Raw genomic sequence first — 22,778 nt, 5'->3', positions numbered from 1 at the left:
GAACTGGCCCCTTCGCGTCTTGGCGATAAATACGTTTCAGAGTCATTTGACAATGTCTGGATTGATAGGAACTTATGTCGAAAATGGAGAATCGCAGTGGCTACCTGGAAAGACCTTGAAGGAAGTGTTCGTCGGTCCGCTGCTGCAATTTGGGGGAGAGAATTTCGATCAAATCTCGTGCACGGACGCCAAATTGATGCCTATGCCCACATCGATGAAAAACACCATGTCGCAATAGAGGTTACGGAGAAGAAAGATATAAAGAAAATCCAGGAAGATATTAATAAGCTAGTCCACGTCAGAAATGTCAGTTTCAATAGCGGGTTTATTACTACTGACTGCTTGTGCGTGACGTCTTATACACCGACGCCAGCGATGCTCGCAGCCGGAAAGCAGATCAATATCGACATCCTAAGCATAGATGATTTTCAGACTAGGTTCCTGCCATTTGATGCATACGACGCCATCCGACGAAATGCCCCATTCGGAAGCGCGATTGATCCGGCGACGGGCAATAAGGATACGAAACAGTACGTTGTAGTTAGCCTCGTCGCTGAGAATGGAAGTGAGCTTGACGCCTCAAACGTCAGTAAACTTGTCGCATCAGGCAAGGTTGTTGTTCTAACTGGTGAGTATGGTACCGGAAAGAGTAAATGCATCGAGCATGTTTATAAGACCTTAGCCACGGAAGCTTGGTCGAACTTGAAATTTCCGTTGGCGATAGATCTCAGAAAATGCTGGGGCCTGAAGGACAGATACGAGATAATTCAACGGCATGTCAAAGACGTTGGCTTGAACTCTAGTATAGACGCGTTCTTCAAGGCCTACACCAGCGGGATGCTTGTCCTGCTTCTCGACGGATTTGATGAGCTTGGGGTTCAGCTCTGGAGCGATGACTCAGACGCTCTAAGATCCCTCCGATCAGACGCTCTGGCTGGTGTACGAGATCTAATTTCTCATCAAAAGGGAGGCGTGCTGATCTGCGGTCGAGACCACTATTTTGACAGCAATGATGAACTTTTTTCGGCGTTTGGGCTCGGAGTTTCTTCCGTACAATTGATACGCTCGAAAGACGAATTCACATTTGACGAGATTGCTGAGTTTATGAGCCTAAATGGATATGCCGAGGATATCCCTGAATGGCTGCCTCGAAAGCCGTTGAGTTGCGAGTTCTTCCTTAGAGTCCTGGGGGACACGGGCGCCAGTTTGACCGACGAGCTCGACCCCATCCGATTTTGGGATCTTTTGTTGAATGCCATATGCGAGCGCGAAGCAAAAATTCACCCATCGTTTGATGTCGAGACTATTAAGAGGATTCTTGTTGAGGTGGCGTCTGCCACTCGGACCAAAAGCGCCAATGTAGGCCCGATATCTCTAGCCGATATTCAGGCGGCCTTCGAAAGGGTCGTCGGCCATGCCCCTATTGAGCAAGCAAGCGCCCTTCTTCAACGGCTCCCGGGCCTCGGGCGCACGGCAGCGGACAGCGAGGAGAGGCGATTTGTGGACACCTACCTGCTAGACGGCCTCCGGGCCATCGACGTTGTTTTTATCGTCGACAGAAAAGATGACCGTGCGTCGTCATTTTCTTGGACAAATCCATTAGGAGAAAGTGGCCTGTTAATTTGCGGCCGTAAACTTCTGGAATTAAATTTAATTGAAGATGCCCTAACCTACTGCAAGGCAAACTATGAGTCGAACAATAAGACGATGATTTTGGACGTATTTTGTTCCATATTATTAAGTGGTATTTCAGATATCGACTTCGGCGGCATTTATATCGATGGCGGCTACGCGTCGATTGTCGACTTTTCTCATGCTCGCGTGACCGGCATTCAAGTAGACAACAGCGTGATAGAGCGGTGCATCATAGCGAGTGCCGCGGTGACCAATGTGCGCTTTGAGAAGAATGTCATTGGCGTCCTTGAAGGAATTTCGAGTCCTGCCGCTATTCCTGTCTGGCTGAGAAACAATTCGATAGAAGGGTACTCGTCTGTAGCCACCACTTCGCGAATTCGGGCGGCGAATCTCCTGCCTACCCAAAAGGTATTGATAACAATCCTGCGGAAAACCTTTTTCCAAAAGGGGGCAGGTAGGAAGGAAGAAGCGTTGCTCCGAGGGCTCGGGAAACTCGTTAAGCAAAACGTTCTGGACAAAATACTGTCTAGATTAATCAGCGAGCAAATGCTTCGAAAAGAAAAAGGTGATAGCGGAAATCTCTATATACCTATCAGGAGCGAGTCGGGGCGGGCTGGCCGTATGTTAGCCGAGCTTAGCCTTTCAAAAGACTCGGTTTGGGTTTTCGCATCGTCGCTTTAGGGGCTTCAGTTTAGTCACCCATCTTCAAGGCCTGGATAAACGCCTCCTGCGGAATATCCACCTTGCCGAACTGGCGCATCCGCTTCTTGCCCTCTTTCTGCTTGTCGAGCAGCTTGCGCTTGCGGGACACGTCGCCGCCGTAGCACTTCGCGGTCACGTCCTTGCGCAGCGCCGAGATGGTTTCGCGGGCGATGACCTTGCCGCCGATCGCGGCCTGGATCGGGATCTTGAACAGGTGGTTCGGGATCAGCTCCTTCAGCTTCTCGCACATCTGGCGGCCGCGCTTTTCCGCCGCCGTGCGGTGAACCAGCATGGACAGCGCGTCGACCGGCTCCTCATTGACCAAGATCGACATTTTTACCAGGTCGCCTTCCTTGTAGTCGGTCAGGTGATAGTCGAACGAGGCGTAGCCCTTGGAAATCGATTTTAGGCGATCATAGAAGTCGAAAACCACTTCGTTGAGCGGCAAATCGTAGATCAGCATGGCGCGCTTGCCGACATAGGACAGGTCGGCCTGGATGCCGCGCCGGTCCTGGCAGAGCTTCAAAATGCCGCCGAGATAGTCGTCGGGGGTCAGGATGGTGGCGCGGATCCACGGCTCCTCGATGGCCGAGATTTTGACCACATCGGGCATGTCGGCGGGGTTGTGCAGCTCCTTCATCGAGCCGTCGGTCAGCAGCAGCCGGTAGACGACGCTCGGTGCCGTGGCGATGAGGTCGAGGTTGAACTCGCGCTCCAGCCGCTCCTGGATGATTTCGAGATGTAAGAGGCCAAGGAAGCCGCAGCGATAGCCGAAGCCGAGCGCCGCACTGGTTTCCATTTCATAGGAGAAGGAGGCGTCGTTGAGGCGCAGTTTGCCGACAGCGGCGCGCAGATCCTCGAAATCAGCGGCGTCGACCGGGAACAGGCCGCAGAACACCACCGGCTGCGCCGGCTTGAAGCCGGGTAGCGCATGCGCGGTCTGGCGCTTGTCCTCGGTGATGGTGTCGCCGACGCGGGTGTCGGCCACTTCCTTGATCGAGCCGGTGAAGAAGCCGAACTCGCCGGGGCCGAGCTCGTCGACATTGATGCGGGCCGGCGTGAACACGCCGGTGCGCTCGACCAGATGTTTTGCGCCGGTGCCCATCATGCGGATGGTCGCGCCCTTTTTCAGCACGCCGTCGATGATGCGCACCAGCACGATGACGCCGAGATAAGCGTCGTACCAGCTGTCGACCAGCATGGCTTTCAGCGGTGCTGACGCGTCGCCTTCGCGCGGCGGCGGCAATTGGTGGACGATTGCCTCCAGCACATCGGGAATGCCGAGGCCGGTCTTGGCCGAGATCAGCACGGCGTTGGAGGCGTCGATGCCGATGACTTCCTCGACCTGCTCGCGGATGCGCTCGGGCTCGGCGGCCGGCAGGTCGACCTTGTTCAGCACCACGACGATCTCGTGATTGTTGTCGATGGCCTGGTAGACATTGGCCAGCGTCTGCGCCTCGACGCCCTGAGAGGCGTCGACGACCAGCAGCGAACCCTCGCAGGCGGCCAGCGACCGCGACACTTCATAGGCGAAGTCGACATGGCCGGGCGTGTCGATCAGGTTGAGGATATAGTCCTCGCCATTGTTGGCGCGGTATTTCAGCCGCACCGTCTGCGCCTTGATGGTGATGCCGCGCTCGCGCTCGATGTCCATCGAGTCCAGCACCTGCTCCTTCATGTCGCGCAGCTCCAGCCCGCCGGTGGACTGGATCAGCCGGTCGGCAAGCGTGGATTTGCCATGGTCGATATGGGCGACGATGGAGAAATTGCGGATGTGGTCGAGAGGCGTGCTCATGATGGGGCGGCTTTAGCAGGGGCGGGTTGCAGGGGCAAGCGGGGTGGCGGTGCCCTTGCCTTCTCCCCTTGTGGGAGAAGGTGGATCGGCGCGCAGCGCCGAGACGGATGAGGGGTGTTCCAGCTTGACGCCGGCGTTCTTTCACCGCCATGGCTGCAAACTGACATCCCTTACATAAGCGATTATCGTGGTGCAGACGCTGTCCATGTCTTTCAGGACATCGTCGTTCCAAAAGCGCAACACACGAAAGCCTCTCGCCTCCAGTTCCGTTCTACGGGCCTGGTCTGACTCTGAGTCCGCATGCTGACTCCCATCGATCTCGATGATGAGGAGTGATTCAAGACAAGCGAAATCGGCGACGTATTTTCCAACAGGAACTTGGCGCCGAAATTTGATCCGATCGAGCCTGCGGTCACGTAGTTCGTGCCACAGTTTGTCTTCCGCCTCCGTCATTTCACGTCGGAGCGAACGGGCAAAGTTTCGTTTGGCAGGAGCGACGGGCTGATGTGGCATGACGTTAGATTAACCAACGTCTCACTCCGCTGGAACACCCCTCATCCGTCTCGGCGCTTCGCGCCGATCCACCTTCTCCCACAAGGGGAGAAGGCAACGACGCCTTCCGCCCCCAATCACGAAGCGGTGAACCATGTAACGAAGCCTCGGGCAGCGGCGAAGTGTGGCATGAACCCGCCGCAACGGAGACCCCCGATGACTGGACTTAACCCAAAACGCGCCGGCATGCTGGCTGCCGCAGGTGCGGCGCTGATGATGCTTGGCGGCACCGCCTTCGCCCAGCCGCTCACCGTGGTCGAATTGTTCACCAGCCAGGGCTGTTCGTCCTGCCCGCCGGCCAATGCCAATCTGATCAAGGTCAAGGACGAGCCGGGCGTTCTGGCGCTGTCGTTCAACGTTACCTACTGGGACTATCTCGGCTGGAAGGACATTTTCGGCCGCGAGGAGTTCACCCAGCGCCAGGTGCGCTATGAGCCGTCGCTCGGCCGCTCCGGCCCGTTCACGCCGCAGGTCGTGGTCAATGGCGGTGCCGATGCGGTGGGTGCAGCGCCCGGCGAGATCGAGCAGCTGATTTCCGCGAGCGGTCACACGAACGGGCCGACGCTGTCGCTCGACGGCGGCAAGATCAGCATCGGCGCCGGTTCCGCGCCGGCCGGCCGCGCCGATGTCTGGCTGGTCCGCTACAACAAGGGCGTCGTCGAAGTGCCGGTGGCGCGCGGCGAGAATACCGGGCGCACGCTGCCGCATGCCAATGTCGTGCACTCGCTGGAGAAACTCGGCAGCTGGAGCGGCGACGCCACCACACTGCCGCTGCCGGCGGCAAGCGGCGGGCTGAGCACCGCGGTGCTGGTGCAGTCGCCGGGTGGTGGGCCGATCCTGGCTGCAGCCGCCGACTGATTTTCCTTTTCTACGCAACGCCGCTAGCGCGGCATAACCGGGCCCGCATCCGCGCGCCCTCTTCAAGGAGGAAATACCATCATGACCAAGATCCTGACCGCACTCGCCTTTGCGCTTTCGATGACCGCCTTCGCCGCCGGCGCCCGCGCCGAAGACGCGACCAGCGCCATGAAGCCGGCGATGGCAACCGAGGCGATGAAGCCCGCTACCGATGCCATGGCGCCGGCGACCGATGCCATGAAGCCAGCCGACCCAATGGCGACGAATGCGATGAAACCCGCCACCGACGCCATGAAGCCGGCCGATGCCATGAAACCCGCAACGGATGCGATGAAGCCGGCGGACGCCATGGCGCCCGCGCAATAAGACTTGATCCCATGGCCCGGCCGCACAGTGGCCGGGCCGGCGCACAGCAATTTGAGAAACCTGGCGGGACGTTCTGTCGTATAGTCTTCGCCACCATCAAGGAGATCAGACATGACCGGCATTGCAAGGACTAGAACGCCGATCTTCAAGAGCGCGCTTGCCGCGCTCATCGTCGCCGCCGCGGCGGCTGCCCTCTGGCAGAGCCCGGCGCGCTCGGCAGAGGACGCGGTGGTGATCCCGCCACCGGCAATGGACGAGAAGGCCGCCAGCGGCAGCGAGAAGGCTATCTTCGCCGGAGGCTGCTTCTGGGGCGTGCAGGGCGTGTTCCAGCACGTCAAGGGCGTGACCAAGGCCGTCTCCGGCTACACCGGCGGCGCCAAGGATGACGCCGTCTACGAAACGGTGGGCAGCGGCCGCACCGGCCACGCCGAATCGGTCGAGATCACCTACGATCCGTCCAAGGTGACCTACGGCCAGCTGCTGCAGGTCTATTTCTCGGTCGCCCACAACCCGACGCAGTTGAACTTCCAGGGCCCGGACTCGGGCACCCAGTACCGCTCGACCATCTTTGCCGAGAATGGCGAGCAGCAGAAGATCGCCCAGAGCTACATCGCCCAGCTCGACCAGGCCAAGGTGTTTTCAAAACCCATCGTCACCACGCTGGAGACGGGCAAAACCTTCTATCCGGCCGAGGAATATCACCAGGACTTTCTGACGCTGAACCCGACCTACCCCTACATCGTCTACAACGATCTGCCCAAGGTGGCGAATTTGAAGGCGCTGTTCCCGGGGTTGTATAGCGAGAAGCCGGTGCTGGTGCTGGCGGGGAAGAGCTGAGCACCTAATCTCCCCCCTCGAGGGGGAGATGTCGCCGGAGGCGACAGAGGGGGTCGGTCCGACCGGACGCGACCTCCTGCGGCAGAAGAAGGTTAGCGCTCCACGCGCGGCGACCCCCTCTGGCCTGCCGGCCATCTCCCCCTCAAGGGGGGAGATCAGCTCCCCTCAATCATACGTCAGATCCGTCGCCTTCCCGCCGAACACCCGATACGCATAGAACGAATAGAAGATGATCACCGGCAACACGACGACCGTGCCGGCGAGGATGATGGCCAGGCTTTCCGTCGCCGACGCCGCCTGCCAGATGGTCAGCCTGTCGGGCACCACGAAAGGATAGAACGACCAGGCAAGCCCGGCAAAGCCGAGCGCGAAGATGGCGGCGAGCGTCAGGAACGGCCGCAACGCGTGGCGATCGTCGGGCTTGGGCAGGTGGAAGGTCTGCCGCCACAGCCACAGGAACAGCAGCGCCGACAAGATCGGCAGCGGCGACAGATAGAGCATTTCGGGCCAGACGAACCATTTGGCGAAGATGCGCGGACTGGCGAATGGGGTCGCCAGCGACACCGCCGCCATGCCGAGCGCGGTCAGCACCAGGGCTGTCCGCAGCCATTCCACCGCCTTCCTCTGCAATTCGCCCTCGGTCTTGTAGATGACCCAGGCCGCGCCCATCGCTGCATAGGCCGCCGACAGGCAGAGCGCCACCAGCGCCCCGAAAGCGATGCCGCCAAAGCCGACATCGAGGCCAAGCACATAGACGCCGAGCATATAGCCTTGCGCCAGCGAGGCGATGACGGAACCGAGGAAGAAAATGCGGTTCCAGCGGTGCTTCTTGCCGGCGGGCACCTTGGCGCGGAAATCGAAGGCGACGCCGCGCAGGATGAGGCCAACCAAAAGCACGAAGACCGGAATGTAGAGCGCGGTGAGGATGACGCCATGCGCCAGCGGAAAGGCGACCAGGAGCAGGCCGACGGCCAGCACCAGCCAGGTCTCGTTGGCATCCCAGAACGGGCCTATTGCCGCGATCATGGTGTCCTGCTCGGCATCTTCGGCGACCGAGAACAGGATGCCGATGCCGAGATCGAAACCGTCGAGAATGACGTAGATCAGGATGGCGAGGCCCATCAGGCCGGCGAAGATCAGGGGCAGCGCGGTTGGCCAGTCGAAGCTCATCGGTCTGTCATCCCTCTCATCAACGGTTCTGCCCTTCGCTATTGCTCCGGGCGTTCGTCATTCGAAAAGCCAAATCGTTGGCTTTTCGTCCGCTACGCGGACCATTCCTCACTCCGCTGCGGCCGGTTGCGACATCGCCGTCTTCATGACGCCCGGCAGCGGCGAGGTATCGCCGTCCTTGGCGGCCTTCAGCGCCAGGTGCACCAGCACGCCAAGATAGGCGATCAGCAGCAGCACATAGAGGAGGAGATAGATGGCGAGCGTCAGCGCGACATGGCTGCCGGCGACCGGGCCGATAGCGTCGGCGGTTTTCAGCACGCCGGTGACCAGCCAGGGCTGGCGGCCGATTTCGGTGGTGTACCAGCCGGCCAGCGTCGCCAGCCAGCCCGACAGCGCCATCGGCACCATCAGCATGGCCAGCTGCCTCGGCAGGCTGTGGCGGCGCTTGAGGAAGAAGGTCGCCGACCACGAGACGATGAGCATCAAAATGCCGGTGCCGACCATGATGCGGAAGCCCCAGAACACCGGGAACACCGGCGGGTGCAGGCCGGGATAGTCGTTGAGCCCCGGCACGATACCGCTGGTGGCGTGGCGCAGCACCAGGCTGGCGCCGTCGGGAATGGCGATCTCGAATTTGTTTTCCTTCGCCGCCTCGTCGGGCAGCGCAAACAGCACCAGCGGCACGTTGGGGCCGGTGTTCCAGTTCGCCTCCATGGCGGCGATCTTCTGCGGCTGGTGCTCCAGCGTATTCAGCCCGTGCTGGTCGCCGGCGAAGATCTGGATCGGGATCAGGATGGCGGCGGTGAAGACGCCGGTGCGCAGCGCCTTCCACATCGATTCCGACCGGTCGCCGGTGAGGTAGCGCAGCGCCGACAGGCCGGCGATCAGGAACGACACCGTCAGGCCGGAGGCAAGCAGCATATGCGTCAGACGGTAGGGCATGGACGGGTTGAAGACGATCGCCCACCAGTCGACGGGATGCGCCTTGCCGTCGATCATCTCGAAGCCGGCCGGCGTCTGCATCCAGGAGTTCAGCGCAATGATCCAGAAGGCTGACAGCGTGGTGCCGCCGGCGACCAATACCGTCGCCAGCGTGTGGACGCGGTTGGAGACGCGGCGGAACCCGAACAGCATGATGCCGAGGAAGGCCGCTTCGAGGAAGAAGGCGGTGAGGATCTCGTAGGCAAGCAGCGGCCCGGCGATGTTGCCGACCTTTTCCATATAGCCCGGCCAGTTGGTGCCGAACTGGAAGCTCATGGTGACGCCGGAGACCACGCCCATGGCGAAGGACAGCGCGAACACTTTCACCCAGGTGAAATAAGCGTGCATCCAGGCGGAATCATTGGTGGCGTTGTAGCGGAGCTTGAAGAACAGCAGCACCCAGCCAAGCGCAATCGTGATGGTCGGAAACAGGATGTGGAACGAGATATTCGCCCCGAACTGCATTCGCGACAGGATGAGCGGGTCCATGCGGGCTCCGGCTGCTGTTTGTTGGCGCAGAATAGGCGGCGGATGCGGTCCGGTCAAAGCGGCTTGGCGTCACGCGGGGCGCGTTGTCGCAGCAGATGGGATCAAACCGTCAGCGCCCCGATACCCCCATGACGAAACGGCAAAAGGGGAACGTTTGTCCACAATTGTCAGCAGCGGCATTGACTTCGCGCCGTACGCACCGACATTCAGCGCAATAATAATCCCCGCCTCTTTCAAACAGTCGTTTTCGGCCTCATGTCTTCCACTAATTTGCCTTCCATCATTTCGATTTCCGGGGTCACCAAGACCTACGCCACCGGCTTCAAGGCGCTGAAGGAAATCAACCTCGACATCGAACGCGGCGAGATTTTCGCGCTGCTGGGGCCGAACGGCGCCGGCAAGACGACGCTCATCTCGATCGTCTGCGGCATCGTCAACCGTTCGTCGGGAACGGTGACCGTCGACGGCCACGACATCAACCGAGACTACCGCGCCGCGCGCAGCCTGATCGGGCTGGTGCCGCAGGAGCTGACCATCGACGCGTTCGAGAGCGTCTGGGCAACCGTAACCTACAGCCGCGGCCTGTTTGGCAGGCCGCCCAATCCGGGCTTCGTCGAAAAGGTGCTGCGCGACCTGTCGTTGTGGGACAAGAAGGACGCCAAGGCGATCACGCTGTCGGGCGGCATGAAGCGGCGGCTGATGATTGCCAAGGCGCTGTCGCATGAGCCGCGCATCCTGTTCCTCGACGAACCCACGGCCGGCGTCGACGTCGAACTGCGCCAGGACATGTGGGCGATGGTGCGGCGGCTGCGCGACGACGGCGTCACCATCATCCTCACCACGCACTATATCGAAGAGGCCGAGGCGATGGCCGACCGTGTCGGCGTCATCAACCGCGGCGAGATCATCCTGGTCGAGGGAAAGGCCGAACTGATGCGCAAGCTCGGCCGCAAGCGCCTGATCGTGGAATTGCGCAACCCGCTCGCCGCCATTCCCGATGCATTTTCGCACTATGCGTTGGAGCTGTCGGGCGATGGCACACAGCTGACCTACACCTATGACAACCAGAGCGAACGCCCCGGCGTCGCATCGCTGCTGCGCGAACTCGAGACGGCCGGCATCCAGTTCCGCGACATGGACACGCAAAACAGCTCGCTCGAGGAGATCTTCGTCAATCTGTTGAGGCAAGAGCCATGAATTGGCGAGCAGTATGGGCGATCTACCGGGTCGAGATGGCGCGTGCGTTCCGCACCGTGCTGCAGAGCATCGTCTCGCCGGTGATCTCGACATCGCTTTATTTCGTCGTCTTCGGCTCGGCCATCGGCTCGCGCATCACCGAGATCGACGGCATCAGCTACGGCGCCTTCATCGTGCCGGGGCTGATCATGCTGTCGCTGTTGACGCAGTCGATCTCCAACGCTTCCTTTGCCATCTATTTCCCGAAATTCGTCGGCTCCATCTACGAGCTCTTGTCGGCGCCGGTGTCGTATCTGGAGATCGTCATCGCCTATGTCGGCGGCGCCGCGACCAAGTCGATCATCCTCGGCTTGATCATCCTGGCGACGGCCTCGCTGTTCGTGCCGCTCACCATCCAGCATCCGTTCTGGATGCTGGCCTTCCTTGTCTTGACGGCGGTGACCTTCAGCCTGTTCGGCTTCATCATCGGCATCTGGGCGAAAAGCTTCGAGCAATTGCAGCTGGTGCCGCTATTGATCATCACGCCGCTGACCTTCCTCGGCGGCAGCTTCTATTCGATCAACATGCTGCCCGAGACCTGGCGCACGGTGACGCTGTTCAACCCGGTCGTCTACCTGATCAGCGGTTTCCGCTGGAGCTTTTACGGCAAGTCCGATGTCTCGGTCGCCGTCAGCCTGGGCATGACGATGGTGTTCCTCGCCATCTGCATCGCCATCGTCGCCTGGATCTTCCGCACCGGCTACCGGTTGCGCAACTGACCCTGCCGCTCTTAAGCGCGTCGCGTTTCAACGGACTCAGGCGACGCGCATTAGGTCTTTGTTCTTATGCATGTCGTTTGCTCAAAACCGGGACCACTTTTGAGCGACATGCAAATAGGGGATCGCCCGTGCGCCGGTCAAATCAACAGTTTTGCTGAGGGCAAATTGGCCACGTTGGCCGCCACGGTTCTTGCTAGATCGCCTTGATGAGGCGCAGCAACCCCAGCATCTCGATCAGCCTGCCTTGGCGGAAGGCGATGTAGGTCGGTTCCTCGATGCCGTGGAAGCGGCGCTTGAACGCCGCCTGGCCCTTGAGGTTGAACTTGCTGCGGTTGACCCAGGGCGACTCATAGGCCCGCTCGAAGGCGTTGCGCCAGAAGCTCGATTCGGCAAAGCTGTTGGCTCCGACATCGAGCATCGGCGACAGGCCGAGCGTGACGACCGAAATGCCCTCATTGCGAAACCGGTCGACGGCGAATTTGGTCAGCCCGATTTCGGCATGCGGCGAGGCATCGATGTGCTTGCGCTTGAACGAGGTGGTGTAGCCGATCACCTTGCCATCCCGGAACATCGGATCGAAATCGAGCAGAGCGACGAGCTCGCCTTCCGGGCTGTAGAGCACGAAACGGCGCATATCGATGCCGAGATGATCGGCAAAGGGGCGGTTGAGGAACGCCATCTCCCAGCGCTTGACGATGCGGTCGGCCCGCCAGTTCTGTGACAGGCGCTGGACCTCGTCGAGATAGACCGCTCCTTCGCCAAAAGAAAACCCCTTCTTCAACAGCCAGCGTTCGGAATACCGCACGGTTTCGTTGCGCTTGCCGGAAAAATCGTGAGCCGGCAGTTCCAGCCGCGTGTCGACGCCGAGACGGTTGACCTGGTAGCCGAGCCCGGCCAGAACGCGCGCCGTCGGTTCGCCGATCTGCACGAACCACGGGCTGTCGGCGGCTTCGACAAAGCGCCTGATATAGTCGGGCCGATCGGCCGGATGGGCCACCGGGTCACCGAGCGCGAAATGGTGCTTCATCTTGGTGCCGAAGGCGATGTAGCCGTCGGCGTCGCCGAAATAGGACAGTTTTTGCTGCACGGCGGTCGAATAGGCCAGCGAGAAGTCGCCGTGCCGGCGGACAAGCGCCAGCCGCTCGACATGCGAAAAATCCTGGCGCGGCACCTTGGCTGCGGCGCCCTCCAGCAGTCTGTCAAGAAAGATACGCAAGGAGGGCATGGTCGAGCTTCCGCGTGCCGATGATAAACAGGCTTGCCCCCAAGGCCTCGAATCAGTCGCATTGACGCGACCTCATTATCGATCATATCGCCCCTGTGCCATATGGGACGTGCCATATAGGACGGGTCCCCATGGCGCACCTGAAAGGGAATCTCGACCGAATGGCGGCTACGACAAGCGAAACGATGCCTATCGTCCTGGGGCCGAAAGGACTCGACGACACGGTTATCGTCATCGGCGCCGGAGCGGCGGGGCTGGCGGCCGCCGACGCGCTTGGCCGGCGCGGCGTGCGGGTCGTCGTGCTTGAAAAGGAGCCGCGGATCGCCGAACCGTGGCGACGGCGGCACGAGAAGCTGACCCTCAACACGCATCGCGCGCTATCGGCCCTGCCCGGCCTTGCCTATCCGCCACGCACCGCCGCCTTTCCGAACAAGGATGCCATCGTCGGTTATCTCGAGGATTTTGCCCGCGCGCGCGGCATAAGGGTCGAATTCGGCACCGCCGTCGAGCGGATCGAACGCAGAGGCAATGGCTGGCTCGTCCATACGGGCCGGGAAACGCTGAGCGCCCGCAATGTCATCGTCGCCACCGGCCGCGACCGCTTGCCATGGACGCCGGACTGGCAAGGCAAGGCGACTTTCACCGGCAAACTTGTCCACGCCGCCGATTTCGGCACAGCACAGGACTATGTGGGCAAAAGCGTGCTGGTGGTCGGAGCCGGAAATTCCGGCTTCGACGTGCTCAACCACCTCGCCCGCGCCGGCACCAAGGCCATCTGCTTGTCAGCCAGGCAGGGTCCGTCGCTGATGCCGAAACGGATCGGCAAGGTCGCCGTGGCGCGCTTCGGCGGTTTCATGGCGATGCTGCCGACGTGGATTGCCGATGCCGCGATTGCCGCGACGCAGCGGCTGGTGTTCGGCGACCTCGCCCGCTTCGGCCTGCCGCCGGCGCCGAAAGGCGGCGCCAGCCGGCTCGGCGTCGAGCAGATCGCTATCGCCGTCGACGACGGCGCCGTCGCAGCGCTGAAGGCCGGACGGATTTCGGTGGTGGCGCCGGTGGCGGCTTTCGAAGGCGCCGGCGTGCGGCTGAACGACGGCACGGTGCTCGAGCCGGATGTGGTGATCGCGGCAACCGGCTATCGCACCGGCCTGGAGGCCATGCTGGGCGATCTCGGCGTGCTCGACGCCAAGGGCGTGCCGAAGGCCAATGGCGGCACCCCGAGCGGCCAGCCCGGCCTGTGGTTCATCGGCATGCGGCCAAGCCTGACCAGCTATTTTCACAGCGCCGGCCTGCAGGCCGAAGCGATTGCCCGTCAGATCGCCAAGGGGTTGTAGACGAGCGCTTCTGGACGGAGAACCACCGCGCACTTCGGGCTGCTGCTATGGCGCGGACTAGTGGTTCAACGCATCTGCAAGACGGATCGAATATCCTGGCGATTGGCTGAAACGCCGATCCCGTCGTCATCCACGGGCGAAGCAAGGAGCGTAGCGACGGCGCAGACCCGAGGATCCATGCCGTGACTTCTGAACTACGCTGCGTTGCAGGTTCTGCTCCGCTGCTTCCACGGCCAAGGCATGATCCCTGGGTCTCCGCGACGGAGCTTCGCTCCTGCTTCGCCCAAGGACGACGAAGTTGAGATGCTTGCGGCCAACCTCCAAAGCAGGCGCTTGAACTCGTTCATTGCATCATTATATAACATGTTATACTTATCCAGGAGACGGACCACCCATGGAAGACATCATTCGATCCCTTGGCTACCTCACCCTCGGCAGCAGGCTGAAGCGCATCGGCGAGCAGTTGCAGGCCGATACGCAGCGCATGCTCGATGGGCTGGAGGTGCCGGTGCAGTCCAGCCAGTATCCTCTGCTGGCCGCGCTCGACCGGCTTGGGCCGCTGCCTGTCGGCGAACTGGCGCAGTCACTGGGGATCACCCAGCCGGGGGTGACGCGCAGCGTGGCGCTGCTGGCCGAGTTGGGGCTGGTCGAGGCCGCGCCATCGAACGACGACCAGCGCCGCAGGATGATCTCGCTGACCGCGAACGGCCAGCGCCTGGTCGATAAGGCGAAGCGGGACGTTTGGCCGCGCATCGAGAACGCCGTTGCCGACTTGTGCAAAGACCTTGCAGGGCCGCTTCTCGAACAACTCTCGGCAATAGAGGACGGCCTGGCGGCGGCCCCGCTCGACCGTCGTGTGAAACAGGATGTCGCGCCATGAGCCATGTCCTCGATCGTCCGGTCTGGAGCGCGCTCGACACGCGGCATCGGATCTTTGCGTATGGCGACAGGCTCGCCAGGCGCTATCCCTCCTCGATCGTCCCCTTCGCGGCTTCCGGGGCAGACGACGCTGAGAGCCTGCAGGCGCTCGCAAGCCTCATTCCTGCAGGTGAGAGCGTGTTCATGCTCCAGGCGGACCCCATTGCCTTGCCGCCGGAACTGACCGCGACCGTGACCGCCTTCGGCGTTCAGATGGTTGCCGAGGCGCCATTGCCTTCCGTGTCGGACGAGCGTGTACAGCAGCTGACGCAGGACGACGCGGCCGAGATGCTTGCTTTGGCGTCACTGACCAAGCCCGGCCCGTTCACGCTCAAGGCGCTGAGCCTCGGCGAGTTCTGGGGCGTGAAGATCGACGGCCGGCTGGCGGCGATGGCCGGCGAGCGCATGAAGCAGCCCGGCTACAGCGAACTCAGCGGCGTCTGCTCGCATCCCGAATTTCGCGGCAGCGGCCTCGGCCGGCTGCTGTCGGTGTTCGTGGCCAACCGAATTTTTGCGCGCGGCGAAGTTCCCTACCTGCATGCCTATGCCAGCAATGCCGGCGCGGTTGGGTTGTACGAATCCATCGGCTTCAGGCTGCGGGCAGAGATGAATGTGGCCGTCGTGCAGCGCGCCGGCTAGAGCGTTTCACCGTTTCACGGAAACGGCGAACCGCTCCTAGGCCTTTATTTTTACGCAATTCCGGACGGAAAACCGCTTCACACTTTTCCTGGAATTGCTCCAGGCCGCCTTGCGGGCCTCAGGCTGATTTCGGCTCCAACCTGCGGAAACCCACGGTTTCCATAAGCATATCTTCCTCGATCATGCCGGCATTGTGGAGCGCAAGCAGGTTCAGCGCGATCTCCCGCGCCTCCGCCGAACCGGGATGCACGTCGCGCCTGCGGCAGGCTTCGTCGAACACGCGTTGCAGCCTGGCGATGTCGTCGGGTTTCAGCAGGCCACGGTCATAGACGGACTTTGGCATGGCACTCTCCTCCAGAAGACGTAGGGCGCCATGTTTAAATGTCCATTCTTATCCGGGGCTTGGGTGGGCAGCTGCCTGGGTTTGCGTTAATCCGGCCCGAGCGTTGCAATCAGACCGCGATCGTGCTGCCATTCATTCAGCCACCTCTCGTCATCGTCGGGCCTGTCTCGCCGCAGTCTGCTTGACGTGTCGGCGCGCTTGCGAAACAAGGGCTGCCACAAACGACAGCGAGGCACAAAAGTGAGTTTCTGGGGACTGGCGCAGCTCGTCGTTTCGACGGTGATTTTCCTGCTGGCGGCAATCGCGGCCAAGCAATGGGGGCTGGCGCCAAGCCTTGGCAAGATCGTGCTGACACTGGCGCTGTATACGGCGGGCAATCTGATGATGCTGCGGCTGGTTCGTGAGTTCGGCATGTCGGTGTCGTTCAGCCTGTCGGCGGTGATCCAGCTGGTGGCGGTCAATGTGGTGGCGCTGGTGTTCTTCGGCGAACGCGTCAATGCCTTGCAAGCGACCGGCATCGTGCTGGCCATCGCGGCGGTGGTGCTGATCTCGCTCGGGCCTTACCTGCAGGGGCGACTGTAATCCGATGAAGACCCCGCGTGCGTTCACCAACTGGCTTGAATTTCCGGTGCTGCTGGCCGGGCTGGTGATAGCCGCCGGGCTGTGGGGCTTCGAGGAACTGATGGAGGTGGCGCGGGCCACCACGCCGCACGCTTTCGATACTGAGATCCTGCTGGCTTTCCGAAAAGTGGGTCAGCCGGATGTTCCCGTCGGCCCGGCATGGCTGGAAGGCGCGATGCGCGACATCACCAGCCTCGGCAGCTCCAGCGTGCTGGCGCTGATCGTAACGGCGGTGATCGTCTACCTCCTGCTGATCCGTAGGCCGAGGACGGCGCTGCTGATCTTTGTCGCGGTGGCCGGCGGGCAGCTGCTGTCGACCTTGCTCAAGGCCGGCATCGACCGGCCGCGCCCCGATCTTGTCTCGCACCTGGCCAACGAGACGTCGCTGTCGTTTCCCAGCGGCCACGCCATGCTGTCGGCGGTGACCTATCTCACGCTGGGCTCGCTGGCAGCGCGCTTCCTGCCGGGACGAACGACGAAAATCTATGTCCTCAGCCTGGCGGTGCTGGTAACGCTGCTGGTCGGCGTCAGCCGCGTCTATCTCGGCGTCCACTGGCCTTCCGACGTGCTGGCGGGATGGTGCGCCGGCTTCACCTGGGCGACGCTGTGCTGGCTGGCGGCGCGAATGCTGCAGCGGAACAAGGCGGTGGCCGATGGCAACGAGCCCGAAGACTGACGATCCGGAGCGACATTCAAATCAGCCGGTTGATCAGCCCGTGTCCGCAGCCTGCCAGCAGAAAAACCGCCGACAGCAAGGCTGCCGAAGTCGTCAAGGTCCTGAAAATCTTCAACTGATATTTCCCCGCCAGTAAGAGCCAAGGCGGTAGCGTAGCATGCTCATCCCGTATCCCGCCATCCGGCTTTGTGGAGAGATCATGTTTCATGTATGCTTTATGATGGTTGAAACATCACTATGATTGTATTACACGTCGTCTCCGCAGACTCAGACGGGGGTTTCGACCGATGATCACTGCCGCGCAGATGCGCGCCGCGAGGGCGCTGGCCGGCATCGATCAGAAGACGCTCGCCGAGCGTGCCGGCGTTTCGCTTCCGACAATCCAGCGCATGGAAGCGAGTGACGGCGTGGTCAGGGGTGTGGTCGATACGCTGATGAAGGTTATCCAGGCTCTCGACGAGGCCGGGGTGGAGCTCATCGGCGAGAACCAGACCAGCGAGCGCGGCGGCCGGGGCGTGCGCCTCAAGCCGGTCGCGCCGCCGAACCCGCAAGGCTGAGCCGGCATATAGTCGCGACGGCGACCGCCGACAGTCCTGCCGACGATCCCGCCGCCTTCACGCAAGCGGAAGGCAGTCCATGGATCAGATCCGGCGGGCAGTGCATCAACCGGCCCAGAAGTCGGCAAAGCCGACATTTTCAGAGCTGTTCACGCCCAAGCTGGTGACGGTCTGGCGCGAAGGTTACCGCCTGCCGCAGTTCAAGGCCGACTTCATGGCCGGGCTGACCGTCGCTATTGTCGCGTTGCCGCTGTCGATGGCGATTGCGATTGCTTCGGGCGTGACGCCGGAGCGCGGCCTGTTCACGGCCATTGTCGGCGGCTTCATCGTCTCGGCGCTCGGCGGCAGCCGCTTCCAGATCGGCGGCCCGGCCGGCGCCTTCATCGTGCTGGTGGCGGCGACGGTGCAGCGCGAAGGCGTCGACGGACTGCTGCTGGCGACGATGATGGCCGGCATCTTCCTGCTCGCCATCGGCTATCTCCGGCTCGGAACCTATATCAAATTCATCCCTTACCCGGTGACGGTCGGCTTCACCGCCGGCATCGCAGTCATCATCTTCTCCGGCCAGATCGTCGAACTGTTCGGGCTGAGGCTTGCCGGGCCGGAGCCCGGGCCGCTGCTGCCGAAGCTGATGGCGATCGGCCACGCGGCCGGCACGCTCAATATCTCGGCAACGCTGGTGGCGGCGCTGACCATCGCCACCATCGTCGGGGTGAAGCGCTGGCGGCCCGGCTGGCCGGGCATGCTGATCGCCGTCGGACTGGCCTCCCTTGTCGTGGCGCTGCTTTCGCTGCCGGCGGAAACGATCGGCACGCGCTATGGCGGCATTCCGCGCAGCCTGCCGTTGCCGGCACTGCCGGGACTCAACCTCGACAAGGCGATTGCGGTGCTGCCGGATGCGGTGGCTTTTGCGCTGCTCGGTGCCATCGAATCGCTGCTCTCGGCCGTGGTCGCCGATGGCATGACCGGGCGGCGTCACCGTTCCAATTGCGAACTGGTGGCGCAAGGCTTTGCCAACATCGCGTCTGCCCTGTTCGGCGGCATCTGCACCACCGGCACCATCGCCCGCACCGCCACCAATGTGCGGGCCGGCGCGCATGGGCCGGTTTCCGGCATGCTGCATTCGCTTTTTCTGCTGGTCTTCATGCTGGTGGCCGCACCGCTGGCCAGCTACATCCCGCTTGCCGCCCTTGCCGGGGTGCTGGCGGTTGTCTGCTGGAACATGTTCGAGAAGCAGGCCTTCGCCACGTTGCTGCGCGCTTCGCGCGGCGATGCCCTGGTGCTGATGGCAACCTTCCTGATCGTCGTCTTCCGCGACCTCACCGAAGGCATCGTCGTCGGCTTCGCGCTAGGCTCGATCCTGTTCATCGACCGTATGGCCAAGTCGATCGCCGTGGAGGCGGATTTGCCGCTGGTGCAGGACGATGTCGCCGACAGCAGGGGCCGCGCCTACGATGCAAGCGAGGCAAGCGACGCCGACACCGTCGTCTATCGCATCTCCGGCGCCTTCTTCTTCGGCGCCGCCTCTACTGTCGGCACGGTGCTCGACCGCATCGCCGACCAGCGCAAGAACTTCATCCTCGATTGTTCGGCGGTGCCCTTCTTCGATTCCACCGCGGCCAATGTCATCGAGGGCGCGGCGCACAAGGCGAAACGCGCCGGCGTGCGTTTCATCATCGCCGGCGCCTCGCCGCAGACACGGCGCATGCTGATCAACCACGGCGTCAAGCGGCCGCTGGTGACCTTTGCCGCCTCGATCAAGGATGCGCGGGCGCAACTCAAAGCCGCGCCCGCTGGCTGAGCCGGCAAGTGTGCGCCGTCAGTCCAGGCTCAGCACCGCGATCTCGCCCTCGTTCATCAGCGGCACGAAAATCCGCGTGCCGTCTGTGCCGATATCGGCGCTGCCCGGCTTGAACTGCTCTACAGCCTCCGGCGCCTCGCCGACTTTGTACCTATAGAGCGTGCCGGTCATGAAGGCGGTGGCGTAGATGCTGTCGCCGATGGCGACGACGCCATCGAGGTCGGCAAAGTTTTGTGCGCTAGGCAGCGGCGTCACGGCTTTCGTCGCGAGATCGACCGACAGCAGGCCCCCGGGCGCGGCAGTGCTGAAGTCCGGCTTGATGCCCTTGCCCCAGGACGCCACGATCAGCCGACCTCCATCGGCAAAGATGCCGTTGGGCGCGGCGAGCTTCGCATCCTTCACGAACAGGTCCGGCTTGTCGCCGTCGATGCGGTAGATCGCATCGGCCAGCATGTCGGTGACATAGACCTTGCCCGATGAGTCCGATGTGACGTCGTTGAGGAAGACGGCACCGGGCACATCGATGGTCGAGACGAGCTTGCCGCTGGCGAGATCGACGATGCGCACCTTGGTGATATCGGCGACGTAGAGCTTGCCGCCGGAGATCGCCGAGCCTTTTGGTGCATCCATGCCGTCGGTCCAGTGCCGGCTAATGATCTTGCCGTCCAGCGACAGCACCGAGAGATAGCCGTTGCCGTCGGCCTCCCCGGGATTGCCGACGATGTTGGAGACGATGATGCGATTGTTGGCGGCGTCGAACAGCGCCGATTCGGGTTGCTCGAAGCCCGAGGCGCGCCAGAGTTCGGCGGCCTCGGCCGCAGGTGCGAGCGCGATACCGAAGGCGGCGACGCAAATCGAGGTGATGAGGGTTTTCACGGCCAGGTCTCCTGTGGTGGATGGCGGAGAGCTAGAGATGTCGATACTTTTCCGGAAGGGCGATTGCCGCTAGTATCGAAACGCGATACCAAATCGCGAGAAAAGAGGTGCATTCCATGAACGGCCTGATCTTCGAGGCGCTGAAGCGGACGCTGAAGGCCAAGGGCGTCACCTATCGTGAGCTTGCCGGGCGGATGGGCGTTTCCGAGCCGACGGTGAAGCGCATCTTCCACGAGCGCAACTGCAAGCTCGACCGTCTCGTCGGGATCTGCGCTGCCGCCGGCGTCGAGCTGGAAAACGTGCTGGGGTCGATGAACCGGGGGCCGGGACCGGTCAACCGCATCGCGCCGGAGGTCGAGCGCAAGCTTGCCGGCCGGCCGGCGTTGCTGTTCATCTTCGTCATGCTGTCGGAGAAATTTACGCCCGAGGGCGTCATGCGCTCGCAAGGCTTGAGCGAAGCGTCGATGTTCCTCTATCTGCGCGATCTCGAAGCGCTCGGCCTCATTGCGCTGGGCAGCGGGTTGTCGGCACGGCTGCTGGTCGACACACCGATCCAGTGGAATTTCGAAGGGCCGCTCAGGCCGCTATTCGAGATGACAAACAAGAATTTCATCGGCTGGGCGATCACCCATCTGGAGCGGGAAGCGACCTTCGTCTCTTTCTCCAGGCGGATGCGGCCGGAGACGGCGGAGATGGTGAAGCGCGAGGCGGAGGAACTGGCCGAGCGCGCCAAACTGCTCGCCCATCACGACCAGCACACGACGCCGGAAGACGGGCTGACCGGCTACAAATGGACATTTGCTTTTGGCGCAACCCCGTTTCCGGCGATCATGCCGATCGGCCCGCACCCCAGGGATGCCGGTGCGTCCGACCGGCCCACCGCTCCGGCAAAGGGACGCCGCCCGTTGCCGGCTTGACGCGCCAGCCGCGTTTCAAAAACGAAACCATGATAGAGTTCGCGCGCTGATTTGCCAGACTGTACGGGGCGGGTTTGCCGAATGCGTGACCGTCACCGCAAAATCGAAGTGATCCTATGCCGACCGCGCCAACACTTGAACTTCGCCGCTATTCGCGCCTGAAAAATTTGCGGGAGCGCGCAGAACGCCAGGGTGCTGCATTGCAGTTCTGGGCGCGCACGGCATCGCTCGCCGTGATCTCCTGCTTCTTTTCATTGATCAGCCGCTGGGATGCCTCGCTGCTCTTCGTGCTGGCGGGCCTCGCGCTGTTCCAGCTCGTCGGCCTGATCCAGTTTCGCTTTGCGCGCCGTCGCAACGCGCCATGGTGGATCGGTTACCTCGTCGGTACGCTGGACATCATTCTGTTGACCGTTCTGCTGGTAACGCCCAACCCGTTTTCCCTCGAGGTCGCGCCGGCTGCGATGCAACTGCGCGAGGGCAGCTTCAAATTCCTGCTGATTTTCGTATGCCTTGGCGCGCTGACCCTTTCGACGCGATTGGCGCTCTATCTCGGCGCGCTCGCGGCCTTGACGTGGACGATCGGGGTGGGATGGGTGGTTTTGCATGCGGGAACCGTCATTCCGGCAACGAACCTCTGTTCGCTGCCGATGACAGAGCGACTGAATCTCTATCTCAACCCCAACTTCGTCGATACGTTCGCGCAGGCGACCAATGTGTTGGTTGTCCTGATTATCGGCGCGATCATGGCGCTGGTCGTCTCTCGTTCCCGGCATCTGTCGGAAGACTATGTCAAGGCAGAGCGCGCCCGCGCCAATCTCGCCCGGCATTTTTCGCCCAATGTCGTCGACCAGCTCGCCTCGGATGACGAGCCCTTCGGTCCGGTCCGCCGGCAGGATATCGCGGTGCTGTTCGCCGACATCGTCGGCTTCACACACTATTCCGAGGATCATCCGGCCGAAGCAGTGTTCGAACTACTGCGTCAGTTCCACCGTCGCATGGAGCAGGTCGTTTTCGACCACCATGGCACCGTCGACAACTATATCGGCGATTGCATCATGGCGACCTTCGGGGTTCCGCAAGCCAGCCATGACGACGCAACCCGGGCCATCCGGTGCGCTGAAGCGATGATCGCCGCTATCGAAGACTGGAATGTCCAGCGTGTGTCCAGGGGATATCCGCCGCTGGACGTTCGGATCGGTGCACAATATGGCGCCGTCGTCCTCGGCGCGGTCGGCAGCGAGCGCAACCTGTCCTTCGCGGTGGTGGGCGACACCGTCAACGTCGCCAGCCGTTTGCAGGCGCTCTGCCGGGAGCTTCAGGCGAATATTTGCTTTGGGTCACGACTGATTGAGGCCGCGAAGGCGGAATCGCTCGGGACACAGCTGAATGCGCGCGATCATGGACCGGTTAGCATCCGCGGCCGGGACGAACCGGTCCATGTCTGGGTCGAACACAGAGCCGAAAACCAGGGCGCTATTGCGGTTTCGGCGTGATGCAGGCCGCCATGTGAGACGCCTGCACCTCGGCAGGA

23 protein-coding genes are annotated in these 22,778 nt (G+C 62.0%); 15 read left to right on the top strand and 8 right to left on the bottom strand.

Features of this window, described 5'->3' with window-relative positions:
- Window positions 1-96: 96 nt before the first annotated feature.
- Entirely contained in the window at window positions 97-2,316 is a 2,220-nt protein-coding gene (locus NKJ57_RS11665; protein WP_352510708.1) for an NACHT domain-containing protein, read from the top strand.
- Between the two features lie 10 nt (window positions 2,317-2,326).
- Here NKJ57_RS11665 and lepA read toward each other — a convergent pair whose 3' ends face one another.
- Together lepA and NKJ57_RS11655 are read right to left on the bottom strand one after the other, a co-directional pair.
- Complete coding sequence (gene lepA, locus NKJ57_RS11660; RefSeq protein ID WP_023687530.1) at window positions 2,327-4,132, bottom strand: translation elongation factor 4; 1,806 nt, start codon at window positions 4,130-4,132, stop codon at window positions 2,327-2,329.
- Window positions 4,133-4,273: 141 nt separating this feature from the next.
- Window positions 4,274-4,645 carry an endonuclease domain-containing protein gene (locus NKJ57_RS11655; RefSeq protein WP_023681256.1) on the bottom strand — a complete coding sequence of 124 codons (372 nt, stop codon included), beginning with the start codon at window positions 4,643-4,645 and terminating at the stop codon, window positions 4,274-4,276.
- Window positions 4,646-4,840: 195 nt separating this feature from the next.
- Here NKJ57_RS11655 and NKJ57_RS11650 point away from each other — a divergent pair, with 195 nt between their 5' ends.
- The 3 genes from NKJ57_RS11650 (at window position 4,841) to msrA (ending at window position 6,745) form a co-directional block, all read left to right on the top strand.
- Window positions 4,841-5,542 carry a DUF1223 domain-containing protein gene (locus tag NKJ57_RS11650; RefSeq protein ID WP_023748236.1) on the top strand — a complete coding sequence of 234 codons (702 nt, stop codon included), beginning with the start codon at window positions 4,841-4,843 and terminating at the stop codon, window positions 5,540-5,542.
- A gap of 81 nt (window positions 5,543-5,623) precedes the next feature.
- Complete coding sequence (locus tag NKJ57_RS11645; RefSeq protein ID WP_023824047.1) at window positions 5,624-5,908, top strand: hypothetical protein; 285 nt, start codon at window positions 5,624-5,626, stop codon at window positions 5,906-5,908.
- A gap of 111 nt (window positions 5,909-6,019) precedes the next feature.
- A complete protein-coding gene (gene msrA, locus NKJ57_RS11640) occupies window positions 6,020-6,745 on the top strand; it encodes a peptide-methionine (S)-S-oxide reductase MsrA (protein ID WP_352510707.1) in 726 nt (241 codons plus the stop codon).
- 165 nt (window positions 6,746-6,910) lie between these two features.
- Here msrA and NKJ57_RS11635 read toward each other — a convergent pair whose 3' ends face one another.
- Window positions 6,911-7,915, bottom strand: coding sequence for a cytochrome d ubiquinol oxidase subunit II (locus NKJ57_RS11635; RefSeq protein ID WP_352510706.1), 1,005 nt, complete (start codon window positions 7,913-7,915; stop codon window positions 6,911-6,913).
- A gap of 108 nt (window positions 7,916-8,023) precedes the next feature.
- Complete coding sequence (locus NKJ57_RS11630) at window positions 8,024-9,385, bottom strand: cytochrome ubiquinol oxidase subunit I (protein ID WP_352510705.1); 1,362 nt, start codon at window positions 9,383-9,385, stop codon at window positions 8,024-8,026.
- Between the two features lie 270 nt (window positions 9,386-9,655).
- On the opposite strand from NKJ57_RS11630, the gene NKJ57_RS11625 reads away from it, so the two are divergent.
- Together NKJ57_RS11625 and NKJ57_RS11620 are read left to right on the top strand one after the other, a co-directional pair.
- Window positions 9,656-10,582: an ABC transporter ATP-binding protein gene (locus tag NKJ57_RS11625; protein WP_023814556.1), complete on the top strand. Its 927-nt coding sequence runs from the start codon at window positions 9,656-9,658 to the stop codon at window positions 10,580-10,582.
- The gene (locus tag NKJ57_RS11620) at window positions 10,579-11,340 is read left to right on the top strand and encodes an ABC transporter permease (protein WP_023681263.1); all 762 of its coding nucleotides are present in this window, start codon (window positions 10,579-10,581) and stop codon (window positions 11,338-11,340) included. Before NKJ57_RS11625 ends, NKJ57_RS11620 begins: the two co-directional genes overlap by 4 nt.
- Before the next feature lie 193 nt (window positions 11,341-11,533).
- Here NKJ57_RS11620 and NKJ57_RS11615 read toward each other — a convergent pair whose 3' ends face one another.
- On the bottom strand, window positions 11,534-12,565 hold the full coding sequence (locus NKJ57_RS11615) for a phosphatidylglycerol lysyltransferase domain-containing protein (protein WP_023814554.1): 1,032 nt from the start codon (window positions 12,563-12,565) through the stop codon (window positions 11,534-11,536).
- Window positions 12,566-12,750: 185 nt separating this feature from the next.
- On the opposite strand from NKJ57_RS11615, the gene NKJ57_RS11610 reads away from it, so the two are divergent.
- The 3 genes from NKJ57_RS11610 (at window position 12,751) to NKJ57_RS11600 (ending at window position 15,456) form a co-directional block, all read left to right on the top strand.
- Window positions 12,751-13,899, top strand: a complete 1,149-nt coding sequence (locus NKJ57_RS11610; protein ID WP_352510704.1) for a flavin-containing monooxygenase — start codon at window positions 12,751-12,753, stop codon at window positions 13,897-13,899.
- Between the two features lie 394 nt (window positions 13,900-14,293).
- Entirely contained in the window at window positions 14,294-14,779 is a 486-nt protein-coding gene (locus NKJ57_RS11605) for a MarR family winged helix-turn-helix transcriptional regulator (protein ID WP_023703860.1), read from the top strand.
- On the top strand, window positions 14,776-15,456 hold the full coding sequence (locus NKJ57_RS11600; RefSeq protein ID WP_023703859.1) for a GNAT family N-acetyltransferase: 681 nt from the start codon (window positions 14,776-14,778) through the stop codon (window positions 15,454-15,456). Before NKJ57_RS11605 ends, NKJ57_RS11600 begins: the two co-directional genes overlap by 4 nt.
- Before the next feature lie 118 nt (window positions 15,457-15,574).
- On the opposite strand, the gene NKJ57_RS11595 is transcribed toward NKJ57_RS11600, so the two are convergent.
- The gene (locus tag NKJ57_RS11595) at window positions 15,575-15,799 is read right to left on the bottom strand and encodes a hypothetical protein (protein ID WP_352510703.1); all 225 of its coding nucleotides are present in this window, start codon (window positions 15,797-15,799) and stop codon (window positions 15,575-15,577) included.
- 240 nt (window positions 15,800-16,039) lie between these two features.
- Here NKJ57_RS11595 and NKJ57_RS11590 point away from each other — a divergent pair, with 240 nt between their 5' ends.
- Together NKJ57_RS11590 and NKJ57_RS11585 are read left to right on the top strand one after the other, a co-directional pair.
- The gene (locus NKJ57_RS11590) at window positions 16,040-16,381 is read left to right on the top strand and encodes a hypothetical protein (protein WP_023673273.1); all 342 of its coding nucleotides are present in this window, start codon (window positions 16,040-16,042) and stop codon (window positions 16,379-16,381) included.
- Window positions 16,382-16,385: 4 nt separating this feature from the next.
- Window positions 16,386-17,096, top strand: a complete 711-nt coding sequence (locus NKJ57_RS11585) for a phosphatase PAP2 family protein (protein WP_023701943.1) — start codon at window positions 16,386-16,388, stop codon at window positions 17,094-17,096.
- A gap of 16 nt (window positions 17,097-17,112) precedes the next feature.
- Here the strand turns inward: NKJ57_RS11585 and NKJ57_RS11580 are convergent, their stop codons facing one another.
- Window positions 17,113-17,304, bottom strand: coding sequence for a hypothetical protein (locus tag NKJ57_RS11580; protein WP_155923589.1), 192 nt, complete (start codon window positions 17,302-17,304; stop codon window positions 17,113-17,115).
- A gap of 79 nt (window positions 17,305-17,383) precedes the next feature.
- On the opposite strand from NKJ57_RS11580, the gene NKJ57_RS11575 reads away from it, so the two are divergent.
- Together NKJ57_RS11575 and NKJ57_RS11570 are read left to right on the top strand one after the other, a co-directional pair.
- Window positions 17,384-17,653 carry a helix-turn-helix domain-containing protein gene (locus tag NKJ57_RS11575; protein ID WP_023673276.1) on the top strand — a complete coding sequence of 90 codons (270 nt, stop codon included), beginning with the start codon at window positions 17,384-17,386 and terminating at the stop codon, window positions 17,651-17,653.
- A gap of 79 nt (window positions 17,654-17,732) precedes the next feature.
- The gene (locus NKJ57_RS11570) at window positions 17,733-19,454 is read left to right on the top strand and encodes a SulP family inorganic anion transporter (protein WP_023805827.1); all 1,722 of its coding nucleotides are present in this window, start codon (window positions 17,733-17,735) and stop codon (window positions 19,452-19,454) included.
- 18 nt (window positions 19,455-19,472) lie between these two features.
- On the opposite strand, the gene NKJ57_RS11565 is transcribed toward NKJ57_RS11570, so the two are convergent.
- Window positions 19,473-20,330 (bottom strand): SMP-30/gluconolactonase/LRE family protein, encoded by an 858-nt coding sequence (locus NKJ57_RS11565; protein WP_023814552.1) that lies wholly within the window; start codon window positions 20,328-20,330, stop codon window positions 19,473-19,475.
- A gap of 116 nt (window positions 20,331-20,446) precedes the next feature.
- On the opposite strand from NKJ57_RS11565, the gene NKJ57_RS11560 reads away from it, so the two are divergent.
- The gene (locus NKJ57_RS11560; protein ID WP_023739823.1) at window positions 20,447-21,247 is read left to right on the top strand and encodes a helix-turn-helix domain-containing protein; all 801 of its coding nucleotides are present in this window, start codon (window positions 20,447-20,449) and stop codon (window positions 21,245-21,247) included.
- 116 nt (window positions 21,248-21,363) lie between these two features.
- Window positions 21,364-22,740: an adenylate/guanylate cyclase domain-containing protein gene (locus NKJ57_RS11555; protein ID WP_352573702.1), complete on the top strand. Its 1,377-nt coding sequence runs from the start codon at window positions 21,364-21,366 to the stop codon at window positions 22,738-22,740.
- The last annotated feature ends 38 nt before the right edge of the window (window positions 22,741-22,778 follow it).

It is taken from the genome of Mesorhizobium sp. M0077 (genome assembly GCF_040322955.1).
Taxonomy (GTDB): Bacteria; Pseudomonadota; Alphaproteobacteria; order Rhizobiales; family Rhizobiaceae; genus Mesorhizobium.
The sequence above is the reverse complement of the archived record's forward strand: the minus strand, read 5'-3'. Positions and strand labels throughout refer to the sequence as shown.